The sequence below is a fragment of the Bacteroides sp. GD17 genome (assembly GCF_038448625.1).
Lineage (GTDB): Bacteria > Bacteroidota > Bacteroidia > Bacteroidales > Bacteroidaceae > Bacteroides.
This window is the reverse complement of the sequence record NZ_JBCEZS010000002.1, coordinates 41,327-60,991: the sequence shown is the minus strand read 5'-3', so window position 1 is coordinate 60,991 and position 19,665 is coordinate 41,327. Positions and strand designations below refer to the sequence as shown.

Sequence of the window (19,665 nt, the reverse complement as noted above, 5' to 3'; positions counted from 1 at the left end):
GCGATATTAAACTGATAATCAAGGAATCACAAACGTACCTAATCTTTGTTTACAGAGCGGACAATTTCCAGAAGTTCGTCAATACACAACACTTCTACCGGCTCCTTGCCCGGCAGATGAATCACAAAGTTTTCTCCTCCTTTCAAGTCTCCGGTTTCTATATAAATGTCCGATTCAATGTTACGGTTTGCCAGAATGCCGTTTCGCTGCAATGCCTTGCGCACCATAGCGTACTTTTGCCCATGCCCCACCAGACGTATTTGGGAAGAGTATTCATTATCTACCCGGAACAGCCCCGTTTCCAAATCGAAAACAATGCCTTTGCGGGCAAAGAAGTTACTGAGACTGCCATTCAGGGAAAGATCTTCGGGAGTACCGATGGTTACGCCATGCACCTTATCCATCAACCAAATCTTATCGGCTATCTGAAGGGCAAGTTCCAGATCGTGGGTAGAAAGGAAGATTGTCTTGTCTGTCTGTCGGCTGAGGTGATGCAACAGTTGCATCATTTCCACTTTGCTGGGGAAATCGAGGAAAGCAGTGGGTTCATCAAGATAGATGACGGGAGTTTCCTGAGCAAGAGCTTTGGCTATCATCACCTTCTGACGCTCACCGTCGCTCAAGGTATGCACCATACGATGTGCCAGATGAGGAATGCCGACCAAAGCGACGGAACGGTCTACCACAGCTTTATCTTCTTTGGAAAGCGTGCCCCAAAAACCGGTATAAGGACTGCGTCCCAACCCTATCAGTTCTGTTACGGTCATATTACGGATATCGCACTTCTCCGTCAGCACCACACTGATGACGCGTGAAAGTTGCTTATCAGTATACTCTCCTATCTCTTTCCCCTGAATGCGTATTTCTCCGCCTAGTTTCGGCTGAAAGGCCGACAAAGTACGGAGCAAGGTGGACTTCCCCACTCCATTGGCACCCAGCAAGCATGTCAGTTCTCCACCATTAATTCCGGCACAGATACCGTCTGCCACCACCTTCACATCACCTTTACCGGGATAACCGATAGAAAGATTCTCTATATGTATAGTTTCCTTATTCATTAATCTCCCCTTTTCTCTTATTAAACAACACAGAAGCCACCACCGGCGCACCGACCAGTGCCGTCACCGAATTGACGGGCAAAGCGCCCTCAAAGCCTGGCATACGGGCTATCAGATTGCAGACCAATGCCAAAGCAGCGCCTACCAGCAGAGTACCGGGCATCAATATCCGGTGGTCCGAAGTATGGAAAATAGCCCGACACAAGTGGGGCACCGCCAATCCGATAAACATAATCGGTCCACAATACGCCGTTACAATAGCTACCAACACGCCGGAGCAAGAGATGACCAGCAAACGAGCCCGCTTGATATTCAGCCCCAAGTTACGCGCATAGCCATCGCCCAGCAACAGCAGATTCATTGTCTTTATCAGCAGGAACGACAAAGGCAGCAGCGTTGCCATGATGCATACAAACAATATCATCTGGTCGCCGGAGACACGGGCAAAGCTGCCCAAACCCCAAATGACATACGCACGGATATCTTCTTCCACACTGAAATACTTCAATACGCCGATAACAGCACTTGCCACGTAGCCTATCATCACACCGATGATCAGCAGCGTCACATTTCCCTTCACCTTCTGAGACACATAAACGATAAGCGCCATCACCGCCAATGCCCCTACAATAGCGGCAATTGACAAAGCGACTTCTCCCATATATCCTAAGCGGCTCAATGCCACGCCTCCCATTGCACCGGAAAGCAGCACCACACAAGCCACTCCCAAGCTGGCACCCGAACTGATGCCAAGCACCGACGGCCCAGCCAACGGATTGCGGAACACCGTCTGCATCTGTAGCCCGCTGACCGAAAGCCCTGCCCCTGCCACCAACGCCGTCAACGCTTGCGGCACGCGCGACTTCCAGATAATATTCTGCCAAATGACGGAATCATCCGTATTTCCCCACAGGATGTTCCATACCGAACGAAACGGAACATGCACAGAACCCAATAACAAGTTCAAGAGGAAAAGCAGAAAAATAGATGCCAGTAGCAGCAACATTAACAACAGTGTAGGCCTTTTCATCATTTCAAGCGAGCGTAATATTTAGGAGTATAATCGGGTAACAAATCAGGATGGAAAGCGTGTATCAAGTCCTCCAGGACAATTTCCGGTTCCATAGGCATGCTTTCGTAGAAAGGTTGCTCGCGCATATTGCAGTAGATAACCCCTTTGTCGCGGAATGCACGGAAATCGGCATAACGGGGATCGAGAGACTTCAAGGCATCATACGAGAACGTGCCGTCGTAACTGTTGACGATTCGCCAGAAATCAGCACTCTCTGCCTGACTATATACCGTTTCAAAATCCAGGGTAACACCGCCCGAACGGGGATCATCTTTCAAGAAATAATCGGCACCGGCATCACGAAAAAGCTCGGCAAGGAAGCTCTTCCCGCCTACTGCGTACCAGTTACCACCACGTATCTCGCCACTGAACACAACCGGACGTTTCTCTACATCCGCAGCCAATTCCCTCAATTCATTGTATCTCTTTTCGATGGCAGCAAAGCGGGCATTCGCCTCTGCTTCCTGTCCGATGAACATTCCGATGAATTTAATCCATTCGGCCTGTCCCAGCGGTGTCATTTCTTTATATCCCAGATGTGGAACCAAAGGAATGCCGATTTCACGCATGGCATCATAGCCTCCGCGCTTAAAGGGAGAGATGAAGATAACATCAGGATTGACGCTCATTATCACCTCATTATCAAAGTTTCCTTCGATGCCGATCTTAGCTGTCTTGCCGGACTTCAAACGCTCGTTCATCTCTTTGTTGAAGAGGTGGCGCGTGCTTGTTATGCCCACTACATAGTCGCAGGCATCCAGACGAATAAAATTGGAAAGTTGCAGGGAAGTCATACAGATGACATGCTCTACCGGAGTTTCAATGACAGTATAATCATTGGGAATACCGACAGGTTTCGTACCCTTCGGTACCAAAGCATAATGAAAAGTATTACTGCTCTCTTTCTGAGGATCACGCAAGTCTACCAAGCGAATGTTTCCGGGAAGATATTTCACAGAATAGCCTTTTGCATAAACAGGCGTAATGGTAGCGGCCGTATCTGCTGCAGATACAGAATAATCTGCAGCAGCATGTTCACCGGAAGCTTGTTTCGACTTTGAGCCGCAAGAAGTTATACATAAAATACATAGAAGTACAATGCCCGCGATAGGTATTCGAGTCATGATTATTCGGATTTTATAAAATTCGAGTACAATATTCGGCATTTTTGGGGAGATACGCAAAGAATCTTAGCACAGATTTCGTACAATAAACATAATTATTTACAATGATAGAGAGAAGGACAGTTCAGTCGTTACTTGAGGGTACCTCTGTCGTATACTGAGGGTATCTCTGTCGTATACTGAGGGTACCTCTGTCGTATACTGAGATAGCCTCAATATACCACATTGGTAATCAACAGATTACAAAGCTGTATTTTCATTGTTTTTATCATCAATCTATTTATACAAATTAGAGCCCTGAAAAGATATATAAGTTATGTTATCGGTCAGTCGGCGCCGAACTTAGAAATTCATCAAATCATTCAGTGCCTCGCTCATGCTGGGATGCGTAAAGATGAAATCGCGCAGAAAAGTGTACTCCTGCCCTGTTTTCATAGCCATAGTTACCAAGTTGATAACCTCACTCGAATCCGGTCCAAAGAGCGTACATCCCAAAATCTTATCCGTATCGGCATCGACCACTACCTTGAACACACCATTGGTATCTCCCAAAGTCCTGGCACGCGGAATAGCGGCAACCGGCAGTTTATTTACCTTTATATTCAATCCTTTCTTACGGGCTTCCGCTTCACTCAGCCCAATGCGTGCAAGAGGCGGATCAATGAATACCGAATAACTTACCGGATCGCGATCGGATACTTTCCGCTCTCCTGCCCCAAACAAATCTTCGCGCAGAATACGATAGTCATCCAAAGAAATATATGTGAACTGCAAACCGCCCTTCACATCACCGATAGCACGGATATTCGGGTTAGTTGTCTGCAAATGTTCATTCACTATAATAGCCCCGCGTTCATTTACTTCAACTCCTGCCGCTTCCAAGTTCAATCCCGATATATTAGGACGACGTCCTGTAGCCAGCAATATGGCATCTCCTACCAGACGATGTTCTTCACCCGTCACCACATCCTGATAAACAACAGTAGAACCATTCACAGACTGCACGCGTGCATTCAGCCGGAACACAATTCCTTTTTGTTCCAATACCTCCTGAACACTGGCTGCAATGTCGCGGTCTTCGCGGGATATCAACTCGGAATATCCTTCGAGTACCGTCACCTGCGACCCGAACGAAGCATACATAGAAGCAAACTCCAAGCCGATATATCCGCCTCCCACAATGACAAGACGGGCAGGCAACTCAGTCAATTCCATAATGGAAGTGCTGGTATATACTTTGGGACTGCTTTGTATTCCTTCAATCGGCGGGATAATCGTTTCTGCTCCCGTATTGATAAATATCCGGGATGCCTGCAACTGTATGGTTTCTTCCGCCATCCGTACTTCCACAACATCCGGACCGGCAAAAGAACCGATGCCCGTATATACAGTTATATGAGGATTATCTGCCAAGTTGTGATAATTCTTCTGGCGCAGGAAAGAGGTCACTTCCTCTTTCCCCGCAATGGCCCGGCGATAGTATGCCTGTTTCTCATCCCAAGAAGCATCCTTATCGGCCAGTTTCGCTGCATGTACCAATGTCTTAGTAGGAATACACCCGATGTTGATACACGTACCTCCGTACATCTTGTCCGAACGCTCTATCACGGCAACGGACTGATTCCGTTTTGCCAACTCTGCAGCCAAGGTTTTACCTCCTTTGCCGAACCCGATGATAATGGCATCATACTGTTTCATAACTCTATTTCTTTAGTTGGTTCAATACTCTTTTTGCACTATCGGCCAGTACAACGATGGCACCGGCAAGAATAGCCGTATCTTTGATAACCAAGCGCCCCGCTCCCGTCAGCAGCGGGAAACCATGTTCTCCGCTTCCCAAGTCGGGCACCCATACTTCGGGAGTGGTCACCAGGAAGGAAAGCGTGCCGAGAGTCATAATAATGGCCAATGTAGCACCTATCAAACCGATTTTAGGAGAGAAAATGCCCAGGAAAGTAAGAATACCAATAGACATGATAAGAATGCCCAAACCATGAGAGAAACCGTACGTATTGTTCTCCACATGCCATTGATGCTTCACTTCATTGAATTCTCCTTCTTTCAGTTTATACTCCTTATATTCCGGAGCGCTCTTTGCATAGAAAAAACTCATAAAAGGACTGTTTGCCACGAAAGGCACAATACCCTCGGCCTCATAATTCCAAAACTTCAAACCGCCAATCCACACGAAGATAACCAGGATAGCAACACGGATTAAATTAATACCCAATTTCTGAACAGAAGCAGCCAGCGTCAACGCAGCTACGAACAAACTTTGCAATTTCGTTTTCATCTTTGTTTTATTCTTTAATGATTAAAATAATACTACTTGATTTTTGTTTCTGCAAAGTTCCGTGTTTTTCTCCATGTCCGGAATGGCAATTATTCCGCAACAGTTGGCAATTCTTCCCGTTCCGCTCTTTTACGATAGTCCGAAACACTTTCTCCGGTCATTTTCTTAAAGAAACGGCTGAATGCCGGCAAGTCCTCAAATCCAAGGATGGCACTGATTTCTTTCGCACTTTTACGGGTGTACAATAGCAATCTCATAGCTTCGGCCTCTATCCGTTCGTGAATCACACGCAAGGGCGAAGGCAAACCGCAGGAAGAAAACAAATTGGAAAGTGTCTTTGGAGAGCGGCAAAGGATGTCGGCATAGTCCTGTACCTGTTTTTTCTCCTTGAAATTCTGATCTACGAGCACATAGAACTGTCGGATAATATCGAACGTCTTCTCTTTTTCCTCTCCTACGCCAAACTTGCGGCGGGCAATACGCGTACAGGTAATAATGAAGCGCTTCAATACAATGCGCAGCATTTCCTCTTGCAGATTGTCGTGGATGGCAGACTCCTGGCGGAAGATGCGAACGATGTCGTGCAGATTGGAAGATTGCTCATCAGAAAGTGTCAGCCGCATCACCTTGGACGAACCGAAGAACAGAAAGCCGTTGCAGGACACTTCGTTATCGTGTCCGTAAATGCAATAGAAATTGCTGTTGAAGACAAAGGTGAGGTATTCGCCATCCACTTCTTTTACTTCCAGATGATGCAGCGGGGTCAGTGTCACGATTTCATTCTTTGACAGGCACATAGGGATGTGGTCTACTTCCAATATAAGTGTGCCGCTCTGCACCCATATAAATTTATATAAGGTATTGTCACGTTGCAGCTGTGCGCTCTCATGGAAATGGGAAGTCATGGCAATATTGCCATTCAGTCGGGTATTCAGTTGATAATCCATAAACATTGGTTGTTTCTTGATATAAACACACAAAGATAAACAATATCTTGTTTCCTACAGATTATTTACCGACTTTTGCGCCGTATCTCTCATGTTTAGTTTTTAATATTTAATTTTTTTATTGAAATGCATCCTATCATATTCGTATCCCTCGGTCCCGGCGAACCGGAGTTAATCACCGTAAAAGGTTTGAAAGCCCTACAAGCAGCCGACAGTATCTTCTGCCCCGAAACGCATACAAAAGACGGAAGAATCCTCTCGCGGGCCGCCGACATCATGCAGCAACTTGCCATCCCGGAGAGCAACATCTGCCGCTTCCCCCTCCCCATGAGCAAACAGCGCACACAGGCTTTTAACGCCTACGAGCAGGTTTATGCAGAAGCATCCGCACTCCACCTGAGTGGGAAAAAGGTGTGTATCGTCGCAGAGGGAGATGCCGGTTTCTACTCCTCTATATATTATGTATATGAGCAACTGCAAGCAAACGACATTCCCGTTGAACACATTGCAGGCATTCCGGCATTCATTGCTGCCGGTGCGCTGGCCGGATTGCACGTAGCCAGTCAGGAAGAGCGCCTCACTGTAATTCCCGGTACCACTACCGCCGAAGAGATAGAAAAGCTGATACACGAAAAGAGTGCCATTGTCATTATGAAACTCTCCCAATGTACCGATGAAATCCACCGCTGTATCTGCCGGCATCCTGAATACAGTTATCACTACTTTGAGAATGTGGGAACTCCGAATGAGAAGTACTTGAGTGATGCCGGGCAGATTGGCACCCTCCGCTTCCCTTATTTTTCACTCCTTATCATACGAATAGATAGTTTCTGAGCCCATTTTAATACAATTTCGCACACCATTGAGGTTATTTTCCCGAAAATGGGTTACCTTTGCCCCCGTTGAAATATAAAAAAGATAAAGACATGAAGAAAATCGCTTTTTATATGATGATGCTGGTAATGAGCATCGGTTATGCCTACGCACAAGGCCAGGCAGACATTAAATTTGAGGAAACCACACATAATTTTGGTACATTCTCTGAAAACAATCCGGTTGTAACTTATACTTTTAAGTTTACCAATATCGGTGATGCTCCACTGGTTATTCATCAGGCAGTAGCATCCTGTGGATGTACAGTGCCCGAATATACACAAGAACCGATATTACCGGGAAAGACTGGAACTATAAAGGTTACTTACAACGGAACGGGCAGATATCCCGGACACTTCAAGAAGTCCATCACTTTGCGCACCAATGCCAAAACAGAACTGATGAGACTATTCATCGAAGGGGATATGACAGCGAAAGACGCGAAATAAACGTTTTTATGATATAGATTAAAGGAGAATTTTTCAATTCTCCTTTTTTTTTGCTTTCTTTGAACTTTAAATTGATATATCTGATACAAAAAGTGAAATCATAAACATAAAACAGCAAAATCATGAAACAAGAAGAAGAACCAATTACCGGATTACCGGAGAACGCGTTCCGTGAACTGAAACCGGGTGAAGTGTACAATCCACTGATGAGCCCGGACAAAAAGTATCCAGAAGTAAATCCTTGGTCAGTGACGTGGGGTATATTGATGGCTATCCTCTTTTCGGCTGCTGCGGCCTATCTGGGACTGAAGGTAGGGCAGGTATTCGAAGCTGCCATCCCCATCGCCATCATTGCCGTAGGTGTGTCGGGAGCTGCCAAGCGTAAAAATGCGTTGGGCGAAAACGTCATCATCCAATCCATCGGAGCCAGTTCGGGAGTTATCGTGGCAGGTGCCATTTTCACCCTTCCGGCATTGTATATTCTTCAGGAAACCTATCCGAAAGAAATCACTGTTACCTTCACACAAGTATTCATCAGTTCGCTGCTTGGAGGTGTGCTGGGTATCCTCTTCCTTATCCCCTTCCGTAAATATTTCGTAAGCGACATGCACGGCCAATATCCTTTCCCTGAAGCAACTGCCACTACGCAGGTGCTTGTCTCCGGTGAAAAAGGAGGCAGCCAGGCCAAACCGTTGCTGATGGCAGGTATCATCGGTGGTCTGTACGACTTTATCGTGGCTACCTTCGGCTGGTGGAACGAAAACTTCACAACCCGCGTTTGCGGCTTCGGCGAAATGCTGGCAGAAAAGGCGAAACTGGTATTCAAAGTTAATACAGGCGCTGCCGTACTTGGTTTGGGATATATCGTCGGACTGAAATATGCATCTATCATCTGTGCCGGTTCACTGGCTGTATGGTGGATTATCATTCCCGGTATGTCCCTGATTTTTGGAGACAGTGTTTTGAATCAGTGGAATCCGGAAATCACTGCAACTGTAGGGGCTATGGCACCGGAGGAAATCTTTAAGTACTACGCCAAGAGTATCGGTATCGGAGGTATCGCTATGGCAGGTATCATCGGTATCGTCAAGTCATGGGGTATCATTAAGAGTGCCGTAGGGCTGGCTGCAAAAGAAATGGGTGGCAAGTCCAACGTAGAAGCAAGCGTAAAGCGTACGCAACGGGATATCTCTATGAAGATTATTGCCATCGGCTCTATCATCACATTGATATTGGTGGTATTGTTTTTCTATTTTGATGTTATGCAGGGCAATCTGCTGCACACCATAGTAGCGATCTTACTGGTAGCCGGCATCGCTTTCCTCTTCACAACCGTAGCAGCCAATGCCATCGCCATTGTAGGAACCAATCCGGTTTCCGGCATGACGCTGATGACTTTGATCCTGGCATCCGTAGTGATGGTAGCCGTTGGCCTGAAAGGTCCGGAAGGAATGGTGGCAGCGCTTGTGATGGGTGGTGTTGTCTGCACAGCATTATCTATGGCAGGTGGGTTCATTACCGACTTGAAAATCGGTTATTGGTTGGGTAGTACGCCCGCCAAGCAGGAGACGTGGAAGTTCCTCGGAACGATTGTTTCTGCTGCCACCGTAGGCGGTGTAATGATTATCCTGAACAAAACATACGGTTTCACCAGTGGACAACTGGCTGCTCCGCAGGCCAATGCCATGGCGGCAGTTATCGAACCACTGATGAATGGTGTAGGTGCTCCCTGGTTGCTGTATGCTATCGGTGCGGTACTTGCTATTATCCTGAATGCCTGCAAGATTCCTGCACTGGCGTTTGCGCTGGGTATGTTCATCCCGTTGGAACTGAACGTACCGCTGGTAGTGGGTGGCGCCGTCAATTGGTACGTGACCAGCCGCAGCAAAGATGCCGCTCTCAACGCAGAACGTGGCGAAAAGGGTACGCTGCTTGCATCCGGTTTCATTGCCGGTGGTGCACTGATGGGTGTGGTAAGTGCTGCCATGCGTTTCGGAGGGGTCAATCTGGTGAACGATGCCTGGCTGAACAATACCTGGTCTGAAGTACTGGCACTCGGTGCTTATGCCATCCTGATATTCTACTTCATCAAGGCTTCTATGAAAACTAAGTAACTTTTAAAATTAAAGCAATGAAAAAGATTTTAATCTTATCTTTCCTATTTGTAACAACGATGTTATCTGCACAAAAGCCCGTTGAGCTGCTTCTATGGCCCAATGGTGCCCCTAATAGTAACGGGCTGACGGGTACGGAAGAAGACCTGAACGGCGGACGTGTTGCCAATGTAGTCAATCCTTCCATCACCGTCTATCCGGCGGAAAAGCCGAACGGTATGGCTATCATCATGTGCCCGGGCGGTGGTTATGCGCGTCTTGCCATGAACCATGAAGGTCATGACATGGCTCCCTGGTTTAATACCCAAGGCATCACGTATGTAGTTCTGAAATACCGCATGCCGAACGGCAACTACGAGGTACCTCTTTCCGATGCCGAGCAGGCCATCCGCCTTGTACGCGAACACGCTGCCGAATGGGGTGTCAATCCTGCACGCGTAGGTATTATGGGAGCTTCTGCCGGCGGACATCTGGCTGCTTCTCTTGCCACTCTTTACAGCAGTGACAAGACGCGTCCCGATTTTCAGATTCTGTTCTATCCGGTCATCTCCATGCTGAAAGGTGTTACGCACGCAGGTTCCCGCGAGAACCTGATCGGAGCCAATCCGTCTCAGGAACTGGAACAGAAGTATTCGCTTGAGAGACAAGTTTCACCACGATCTCCACAGGCATTCATCATGCTTTCTGCCGACGATGGCGCAGTACCGCCTATCAATGGCATCGGCTATTTCCTTGCCCTGCGCGACCAGAAAGTTCCTGCCAGCCTGCATGTATATCCTACCGGCGAACATGGTTGGGGCTTCCGCGACAACTTCACCTACAAGCGCCAATGGACAGGCGAATTAGAGAAATGGCTGCGTGACGGACTTGTGTTTCCTGCATCCGAATCTACCCCTAAGAAATAAAACTGTATTATGAATAAAAAGCATCTATTACTCACTTGTCTGGCTGTGCTCCCTCTCACCCTATCTGCGCAAGAAAACCGCTATGAAGAGATCACCAGCCCCAAACTGACAAGTATCAACAAAGAGCCTTCCCGTAGTACGTTTACGTCCTACACCACAGAAGCGGACGCCGTTATCAACGATCGCAAGAACGGTACTTTCCGCCTATCCCTCAACGGGAAATGGAAATTCCATTACGTGGAAACCTTCTCCGACCGTCCCACGGACTTTATGAACGAACGAACAGACGTCAGCCGCTGGCCCGACATCAACGTTCCCGGCAATTGGGAATTACAAGGGTTCGGCACACCTATCTACGTAAACCAGCCCTATGAATTCTGTTCTCCGGGTTATGAACCCTATTGGGATAAGCCCAATCCTCCTTATGTTCCCAAAGATTGGAACCCCACCGGAACTTATCGCCGTGAATTCACTCTTCCGGGTGACTGGGATAATAAGGAAATCTTCCTGAGTGCCGACGGAGTACGCGGAGCCGCCTTCTACTACCTCAACGGCAAGTTTGTGGGAATGAACAAAGATTCCAAAACTCCTGCCCGCTTCAACGTCAGCGCCATTGCCAAGAAAGGGAAGAATATCATCGCCATACAAGTGCACCGTTTCTCCGATGCCAACTATCTGGAATGTCAGGACTTCTGGCGCATCAGCGGTATCGAACGCGATATCTACCTGTATGCACAGCCCCAGATCCATATCACCGACTTCAAAGTTGAATCTCCTCTGGATGATAATTATCGCGACGGTATCTTAAAGGTAAAAGTTCAGCTTACCAACGAAAGCGGACAAAACACCCCACTTGTAGTAGGCTATCGACTGCTGGATAGCAAAGACCAGCAAGTAGCCCAATCTTCTACACAGATCACCGGTGACCAGACCGAAGTGGAGTTCACCAAGAAAACTATCAGCGAACCTCTGAAGTGGACTGCCGAAACTCCTAACCTCTACACTCTCCTCATCACTTTGAAACGTACAAACGGAGATGTGATTGAAGCGACCAGTTGTAAGGTCGGTTTCCGTACCGTAGAAATAAAAGACAAGCAGTTGCTGGTGAACGGACAACCCATTCTTGTGAAAGGCGTGAATTACCATGAACACAATGAGTACACCGGCCACTACGTTCCCGAAGAACTGATGAAAAAAGACTTTGAGCTTTGGAAAAAGTACAATGTCAATACCGTCCGTACCTGCCACTATCCACAACAAGAACGCTTCTACGAACTCTGCGACCAATACGGTATCTACGTCATCGACGAAGCAAATATCGAAAGCCACGGTATGGGTTACGACCTTCGCGTCGGTGGTACTTTGGGAAATAATCCGCTCTTCATGAATGCCCACATCGACCGCACCATGAACATGTATCAGCGCGACAAGAACCATCCGTCCATCATCACCTGGTCTTTGGGCAACGAAGCCGGAAACGGATTGAACTTCTACGTTACCTACAACACACTGAAGACGCTCGATAGCCGTCCTATACAGTACGAACGTGCACAGTTGGAATGGAACACGGATATTTACTGCCCGATGTATGCCAGTCCTTCCTATCTGGAGAAATATGCTCAGAACAAGGACATGACCCGCCCGCTCATCCTCTGTGAATACGCCCATGCCATGGGTAACAGCCTTGGTAACTTCCAAGACTACTGGGATGTTATCGAGAAATATCCGATCCTCCAGGGCGGATGCATCTGGGACTGGGTAGACCAGGGATTTGCTGCCAAAACAGACAATGGTCGTAAATACTGGACCTACGGCGGTGATTATGGAGAAAACGGTACTCCTTCCGACGGCAACTTCTGTATCAACGGTGTTGTCTACCCCGACCGCAGCGTAAAGCCACAAACCGAGGAAATGGGAAAAGTCTATCAGAACATCAAGTTCTTCGGCTTTGACAAGCAGACTTCTACCGTAAAAATACGCAATGATTTCTCCTTCACGAATCTGGATAAATATGACTTTTATTATATCATCCGCGATCATGGCAAAGAAATCTACAAAGGACAAATAGAGAACATAAAGGCTGCTCCGGGCAAGACTGTGACAACCGGCTTCCTGAATGGCATTCCCAAAGAGAAATTCACAACGGGAGATGTACGCATTGAGTTCTACGCCGCCGTAAAAGAAGCAGAGCCATTCTTACCCGCCGGTACAGTTATAGCACGCGAACAGACTTATGTCCATACTTTCTATAAAGGGAAAGCTCCGGCACAGAAACTGGCTGCTTCTAAAGACGAAGGTACCAAGATCGTATTCTCCGGTCCCGATTTTAAGGCTTCGTTCGATAAACGTAGCGGTCTGCTCGAATCCTATATGTACAAGAAACAGGAATACATTCAGGACGGCCAAGGTCCCCGCCCCTTCTTCTGGCGTGCACCGACAGACAATGATTACGGAGCACAACTCCCCACCCGTCTCAAAGTGTGGAAAGAAGCCAGCTATCAAGATTTGAAAGCCGAGAGTTTCAAAGTATCCCAAGGTCTTGACTCTACCACTGTAAAAGTAGCCTACCACTTCCCGCAGACAGATGCCCGCTGGAATATTACTTATAAGATATATGCCAATGGCATTATCAAAGTCGATAACCAGTTCGTAGCCGAAGGCAACCAGGCACCGATGATACCGCGTGTAGGTTTGCGGATGCAGTTGTCCGACGTATTCACAACGTTGACCTACTATGGCCGTGGCCCGAAAGAGAACTACCGCGACCGCCGCACTTCCCAGTTCATCGGAGAGTGCACTACTCCCATCAAGGATATGTACGAACCGTATGTCCGTCCGCAGGAGAACAACCATCGCACGGATATTTACTGGTGTGCTCTAGCCCGTAAGTCTCAGGAAGGTCTGCTGTTTATTGCCGACCGCACGTTTGAGCTGAATGCTTCCAACTATCCTTTGGGAAGCCTGGATAGCGGCGACACGATTGACAATGGTGCCCCGCGTACCGACAAGACCAACCATCGCCACCTCACAGACCCGCAACCGGAGAAGCTGGTGGATATGTTCATAGACTATCGTATGATGGGCGTTGGAGGAGATAACAGTTGGGGAGCAACCCCTCACGAACCTTATCTGATCCGTCCGGGTAAAGACAGCGCCATTGAGTATGGTTTCGCGATTGTTCCGTTCGACAAAAAAGAGGATTATAAAAATTTAATTCTGCAATATTGAATTTTAATCCCTTCGGATTAAGTATTTATGAAAAGGATGTAGTAAATTTGCTGCATCCTTTTTATGTTTTAGGATAAAATAAGAATAATAATTAAAAGAGAAAACAATGAAATCAATGACTAAAATTATGTTCAGCGCCCTTTGTGCCGCAGCTATGGTGACTTCTGTCTCTGCACAAGGAGGAAAAGATGTGCTGAGCAATGGAATAAAGTATTTGGATGTTCCTTACGTAGCCCACACTCTCGAAGCAGACGGTCCCGAAGAACTTATCATCAATTGTGATGAAATGGACTGTACTACTTTTGTAGAATATGTACTGGCAGAAACACTTACTCCCAAGTTAGCGGACGGAGATATTTCCGAAAGTGCCTTTGCCGACAACCTGCAGAAGATCCGTTACCGTAATGGCAATATCGACGGTTACACTTCCCGCCTGCATTACATTGCCGACTGGATAAACAACGGTGTACGCAATGGCATCCTCGAAGATGTGACCGGTAACATGAGCCCCGACACTGAAAAGCTTTCCATCTCTTACATGTCGTCTCATCCCCAACAGTACAAGCAACTGGCCAACTCGCCGGAGAACGTTGCAAAAATGAAGGAAATAGAGAAATCACTGTCCGGTCAAAACGTTCATTATCTCCCCAAAGCCAAACTTCCCGTTGCCGGTCTTCCCTGGATTAAAGACGGTGACATCATTGCCATCACCACCAATACTCCCGGCTTGGACGTAGCCCACATGGGTATTGCTTTCTACGCAGATGACAAACTTACATTAGTACATGCTTCTTCTACCGATAAAAAAGTAGTTGTTTCTAAAGTGGCTTTATCGCAAATGTTGAAGGATAATAATAAGTGGACGGGAATCCGTGTACTGAGACTGAAAAAGTAAATTTGATTAAAAGGAAGATATAAGAAATGCCGATAAGTAGTGGAGACACATACTTATCGGCATTTTTATATCTGTTATAGTTCTTAGCCTGGCAGCTATAGTTTCATATTCATACTGCCTTTATTGTATCAACTACCCGCTGTATATCACTATCTGTCAATGTCGGGCCGGAAGGCAGGCATAAACCGATATCAAACAACCGCTCACTCGTCCCATTTCCATAGAAAGGAGCATCTTTGAAAACCGGCTGCAAATGCATTGGCTTCCACAAAGGACGAGTCTCAATATTCTCGGCATCTAATTTCAATCGGATATCTTCACGAGTCTTACCGGCTTTGTCGGGATCAACCAGAATACAAGTCAACCAGAAATTAGAGTCAGTATCCTCATCAGGATTCTGCATTACGGTTATTCCCGGGACGTTCTTCAGTAACTCAGTATAAAGGTCATGAATGGCACGTCTCCTGGCCACATGTTCATCCAAGACAAACATCTGACCACGGCCGATGCCTGCACAAATATTACTCATACGGTAGTTGTAACCGATATGCGTATGCTGATAATGAGGGGCTGCATCACGAGCCTGGGTTGCATAGAACTTCGTCTGCTTTGCTTCCTCTGGCGTACGACAAATCAAAGCACCGCCGCCGGAAGTCGTAATCATTTTATTCCCATTGAAGGACAAGGCAGCCAATTCACCAAAAGTACCGCACTTCTGTCCATACAATTCTGAGCCCAAAGCTTCTGCCGCATCTTCAAGGATAGGAATATCATAGCGCTGTGCTACTTCCATGATTTCTTTCATCTTGGCAGGCATACCATAAAGATGAACGGGAATAATTGCCTTAGGTACCCGTCCTGTCTTTCTCAAACGGTCCTTGATTGCCTCTTCCAGTAACACCGGATCCATATTCCAGGTATCCTTTTCACTATCCACAAATACCGGTTCTGCCTCCAGATAAGAAATAGGATTGGCAGAAGCAGCAAATGTAAAGCTTTGGCAGATCACTTCATCGCCAGGTTTCACGCCAAGTAGAATCAATCCTAAATGAAGAGCAGCCGTACCGGCACTCAAAGCCGTTACATAGCGCTCTTTCCCCAGATATTCTGCTAAAGATTTCTCGAAAGCATCTACATTGGGGCCTAAAGGAACTACCCAGTTTGTATCAAAAGCTTCTTTTATAAAGTCTTGCTCACGACCACTCATGTGGGCAAGCGAAAGCCATATTCTATTGTTCATAAGAAAATTATTTATGATGATCCGATTTTCGTATATAGAGTGGAATAAAAAGAAAGGAAAGTACTTCACAAATCCTTTCCCAGTACCGTATATATAATGATTTTAATATCATACCCAAAAGACCAGTTATTCAAATATTCTATATTGATTTTTACTTTATCAGGAAACAGTATCTGGTCATTGTATTTCTGGGGGTCTTCCTGTTCTGCTAACAATTCTTCTTCATTACGATATTTTAAACTAGCAGGACCGGTAATACCAGGCTTCAGAAGTAGTATTCTTCTATTCTCCCCTTCAAGTCTATCTGCATAACCTGGGACATCAGGACGAGGACCAACAAAACTCATATCCCCTATCAATACATTCCACAATTCAGGTAATTCATCTAATTTATATTTTCGTAACTTTGCTCCTAAAGGAGTAATGCGTCCTTCGCCTTTTACAGAAACCGAACTCCCTGAATGGCCGACGGTCATTGAGCGGAACTTATACATAGTAAATAACTTACCGTACTGTCCTACCCTTTTTTGCTTAAAGATAACAGCCCCCCCCGGCATCTTAACATGAATCAGAATAGCTACAACAAATAAAATAGGAGATAGAAAAATTAACCCAAAGAGTGCTGTCCCTCGGTCAAAAACAAACTTTAAAAACATATATCTAAAACGTCTATTAGACTTTACTTAATTTTTCTAGCAGGAACACCAACCACTACCGAATTATCCATAACTGATTTATTCACTAAGCTACAAGCTCCTACTACTGCATTCTTTCCGATTACTATTCCATCATTATTACGGGCAATTATAGAACTATTCATTCCAATATAAGCCCCCTCTTTTATGACCAGCCTATTATGTCCTTGTTTCCGACCATGACATGCCAAAAAAACGCCATAAGATATTGTCACATTATCACCTATTTCAATCAAATCATAACACATATCATCCAAATAACAGCGCATCCCTATAAAAGTATTCTTACCTATTTTGTAGCCACACCATCTATAGCACTGCACCCTTAAGTTAGAGAAAGGAATAGTAGGAATAAATACGGCAGAAAACCACTTTCTTATAGGCTTTAATATAATAGTAAACAAGGAATAATAACAATAATAGGGAACCGGCACTTTTTCTTTATACAACTTTTTCCACATCCAAGAAAAGAGAGTTCCTTTTTGACTCCGACAATCAGCATTTTCCATGACTTATGCAATTTAAAATTCCCACTAACGAACCATATCCATAAGATACATGTAATATGACAAAAGTCGTTAATAAATAAAATGCATTGAGTTTCTTACTTATAGACAAATACAAACTCATGCTAGAAAGAACCAATAAATACATTGATAAAAATAAAAATGGCAAATAAGCAAATGGAGTATAAAACAAAGCAAATAATAAAGGTAGAAATAAAGAAAGTAAAAACAGCAATGGTATGAAATGCCTCACCGATAATGATCTAAATTGCTTTGTATAATATACCGTCAAAACATTCCATCTCCCATTTCCAAAATTATTCTTAGCCAATCCTTTGAATGTTTCACGAGCCAAATAGGTACAATACGTATCAGGTACAATAAAAATATGCCCTCCACCATGAGCTATCCGTTTATTCAATTCTATATCCTGATTCCGTATCAAGCGCTCATCATAAAAACCATATTTTTCAAAAACGTCCCTTTTCCAGCAACCAAAAGGAACCGTATCCACTTCCATCACTTTATCAATTCCTAATCGGAAAGTAGAATTACCAACACCCAATTTATTACCCAATACTGTTCGAATAGCCAAAGTCTTGGGGGTCTTGTTCAGTACATCAGTCCTACAAATTGTCCCCACATTATCAGCATTCAATTGGTATAATTTCAACACTAGTGCGGAAAAATAATTCGGAGGATATTGAGCGTGGGCATCCAAACGCATTATTACATCTCCTTTGGAAGCCTTTATGCCAATATTCATGGCAACCGGCACTATACGCCTTTCATTATCTAATAAATGGATAAAAGAATATTGTCGGGAATAACTATTTATAATGTCACGAGTTCCATCCGTGCTTATACCATCTACAAATAATACTTCCAGTTTATCCTTTGGAAAATCCTGAAGCAAAATAGACTGAACACAAATATCAATATATTTTGCTTCATTATAAATTGGACAAATTACAGAAAGCATAGCTTATAGTCTTCCATCAATAACTGTTCTATCTAGAACTCCTTTTACATCGTATATAACTCCATTCTTTTCTTTCAAAAAAGAACGAATATCTTCATTCTTAAAAACATCATGAGCTACCCCTAAAACGACGGCATCAAACTTTCCTCGCAACTCTCTCAAAGAGTTTTCAGCAAGGGCAATACCATATTCATGCTTAACCTTAGCTGTATTTGCCCAAGGATCATATACCGTAATGTTCCTAGTGTATTCAGACAATGTACTGTAGATATCCACAATCTTTGTATTACGAATATCTGGGCAATTCTCCTTAAATGTGATACCTAATAACAGAATTTTAGCATCTTTTACCAAAATCCCTTTCTTATTCATCAACTTAATCACCTGATTAGCGACATAGTCTCCCATACCATCATTCAACCGACGAGCAGCAGACATCATCCGTGGCAGTACCCCATAGACTTGTGCCTTCTGTATCAGGTAGTATGGATCTACACTGATACAATGTCCACCAACCAAGCCCGGTTTCAGCTTTATAAAATTCCATTTAGAAGAAGCGGCTTCTATCACATCATTCGTATCAATTCCCATCGCATTGAAGATTTTTGCCAATTCATTCATAAACGCAATATTTACATCACGCTGTGAATTCTCAATAATTTTCGAAGCTTCTGCTACTTTGATAGAAGGAGCCTTATGAGTTCCATTCAACAAAACAGAATTATACACTCTATCAACAATGTCTGCAACCTCAGGAGTCGAACCAGAAGTTACTTTCTTTATTTTCTCCACGGTGTGTTCTTTATCCCCTGGATTAATCCGTTCAGGAGAGTAACCTGCAAAGAAATCCACATTGAATTTCAAGCCGGAAACTCTTTCAATCACTGGCAAACATTCTTCTTCCGTAACTCCTGGATAAACAGTTGATTCATATACCACAATATCTCCTTTGGAGATAACCTTACCCACCGTCTCGCTTGCCCCCGACAAAGGTTTCAAGTCTGGCCGATTATTAGCATCAACAGGAGTAGGTACAGCTACCACATAGAAATTACAATCCTTCATGTCTTCGAGTTCTGTTGTGCAGACAAAACCATGATTTAGAATAGCATCTTGTAGCAATTCATCCGAAACTTCCAATGTAGCATCATGCCCTGCCATCAATGCATCCACTCGCATCCGGTTCATATCAAAACCAACTGTTTTATACTTCGTTGAGAAAAGTCGGGCCAAAGGGAGCCCTACGTAACCGAGACCGATTACAGCAATTTTAATTGTATCCAT

The 19,665-nt window shown here is 45.1% G+C and carries 17 protein-coding genes; 6 read left to right on the top strand and 11 right to left on the bottom strand.

Translation table 11 applies throughout. The annotated features are described in order from the left end of the window. Positions 1-38 precede the first annotated feature (38 nt). The 6 genes from AAE250_RS03530 to AAE250_RS03505 form a co-directional block, all read right to left on the bottom strand. A complete protein-coding gene (locus tag AAE250_RS03530; protein ID WP_294601441.1) occupies positions 39-1,058 on the bottom strand; it encodes an ABC transporter ATP-binding protein in 1,020 nt (339 codons plus the stop codon). Next, positions 1,051-2,088, bottom strand: coding sequence for an iron ABC transporter permease (locus AAE250_RS03525; protein ID WP_294601456.1), 1,038 nt, complete (start codon positions 2,086-2,088; stop codon positions 1,051-1,053). Before AAE250_RS03525 ends, AAE250_RS03530 begins: the two co-directional genes overlap by 8 nt. Then, positions 2,088-3,254 carry an ABC transporter substrate-binding protein gene (locus AAE250_RS03520; protein WP_294601440.1) on the bottom strand — a complete coding sequence of 389 codons (1,167 nt, stop codon included), beginning with the start codon at positions 3,252-3,254 and terminating at the stop codon, positions 2,088-2,090. Before AAE250_RS03520 ends, AAE250_RS03525 begins: the two co-directional genes overlap by 1 nt. A 342-nt stretch (positions 3,255-3,596) precedes the next feature. Continuing rightward, complete coding sequence (locus AAE250_RS03515; RefSeq protein ID WP_294601439.1) at positions 3,597-4,952, bottom strand: FAD-dependent oxidoreductase; 1,356 nt, start codon at positions 4,950-4,952, stop codon at positions 3,597-3,599. Between the two features lie 4 nt (positions 4,953-4,956). Then, complete coding sequence (locus tag AAE250_RS03510) at positions 4,957-5,547, bottom strand: DUF417 family protein (protein WP_294601438.1); 591 nt, start codon at positions 5,545-5,547, stop codon at positions 4,957-4,959. An 89-nt stretch (positions 5,548-5,636) separates the two neighbouring features. Next, the gene (locus tag AAE250_RS03505; RefSeq protein WP_294601437.1) at positions 5,637-6,494 is read right to left on the bottom strand and encodes an AraC family transcriptional regulator; all 858 of its coding nucleotides are present in this window, start codon (positions 6,492-6,494) and stop codon (positions 5,637-5,639) included. 126 nt (positions 6,495-6,620) lie between these two features. Between AAE250_RS03505 and cobI the strand changes: the two genes are divergently transcribed. The 6 genes from cobI (at position 6,621) to AAE250_RS03475 (ending at position 14,958) form a co-directional block, all read left to right on the top strand. After that, positions 6,621-7,328: a precorrin-2 C(20)-methyltransferase gene (gene cobI, locus AAE250_RS03500; protein ID WP_294601436.1), complete on the top strand. Its 708-nt coding sequence runs from the start codon at positions 6,621-6,623 to the stop codon at positions 7,326-7,328. Between the two features lie 92 nt (positions 7,329-7,420). Then, positions 7,421-7,816, top strand: a complete 396-nt coding sequence (locus tag AAE250_RS03495) for a DUF1573 domain-containing protein (protein WP_294601435.1) — start codon at positions 7,421-7,423, stop codon at positions 7,814-7,816. Between the two features lie 122 nt (positions 7,817-7,938). After that, positions 7,939-9,930, top strand: a complete 1,992-nt coding sequence (locus tag AAE250_RS03490; RefSeq protein ID WP_294601434.1) for an OPT family oligopeptide transporter — start codon at positions 7,939-7,941, stop codon at positions 9,928-9,930. A 17-nt stretch (positions 9,931-9,947) separates the two neighbouring features. Further along, on the top strand, positions 9,948-10,835 hold the full coding sequence (locus AAE250_RS03485) for an alpha/beta hydrolase (protein ID WP_294601433.1): 888 nt from the start codon (positions 9,948-9,950) through the stop codon (positions 10,833-10,835). 9 nt (positions 10,836-10,844) lie between these two features. Then, complete coding sequence (locus AAE250_RS03480) at positions 10,845-14,063, top strand: glycoside hydrolase family 2 TIM barrel-domain containing protein (RefSeq protein WP_294601432.1); 3,219 nt, start codon at positions 10,845-10,847, stop codon at positions 14,061-14,063. A 106-nt stretch (positions 14,064-14,169) separates the two neighbouring features. Then, positions 14,170-14,958, top strand: a complete 789-nt coding sequence (locus AAE250_RS03475) for an N-acetylmuramoyl-L-alanine amidase-like domain-containing protein (RefSeq protein WP_294601431.1) — start codon at positions 14,170-14,172, stop codon at positions 14,956-14,958. A gap of 109 nt (positions 14,959-15,067) precedes the next feature. Here AAE250_RS03475 and AAE250_RS03470 read toward each other — a convergent pair whose 3' ends face one another. The 5 genes from AAE250_RS03470 to AAE250_RS03450 form a co-directional block, all read right to left on the bottom strand. Further along, the gene (locus AAE250_RS03470) at positions 15,068-16,198 is read right to left on the bottom strand and encodes a DegT/DnrJ/EryC1/StrS family aminotransferase (RefSeq protein ID WP_294601430.1); all 1,131 of its coding nucleotides are present in this window, start codon (positions 16,196-16,198) and stop codon (positions 15,068-15,070) included. Positions 16,199-16,263: 65 nt separating this feature from the next. Beyond that, entirely contained in the window at positions 16,264-16,854 is a 591-nt protein-coding gene (locus AAE250_RS03465) for a sugar transferase (protein ID WP_294601429.1), read from the bottom strand. Positions 16,855-16,877: 23 nt separating this feature from the next. Next, the gene (locus AAE250_RS03460; RefSeq protein ID WP_294601428.1) at positions 16,878-17,402 is read right to left on the bottom strand and encodes an acyltransferase; all 525 of its coding nucleotides are present in this window, start codon (positions 17,400-17,402) and stop codon (positions 16,878-16,880) included. Continuing rightward, positions 17,389-18,381 (bottom strand): glycosyltransferase family 2 protein, encoded by a 993-nt coding sequence (locus AAE250_RS03455; protein ID WP_294601427.1) that lies wholly within the window; start codon positions 18,379-18,381, stop codon positions 17,389-17,391. The genes AAE250_RS03460 and AAE250_RS03455 overlap by 14 nt, the downstream gene beginning before the upstream one ends. A gap of 3 nt (positions 18,382-18,384) precedes the next feature. Beyond that, positions 18,385-19,665 (bottom strand): nucleotide sugar dehydrogenase, encoded by a 1,281-nt coding sequence (locus AAE250_RS03450; protein WP_294601426.1) that lies wholly within the window; start codon positions 19,663-19,665, stop codon positions 18,385-18,387.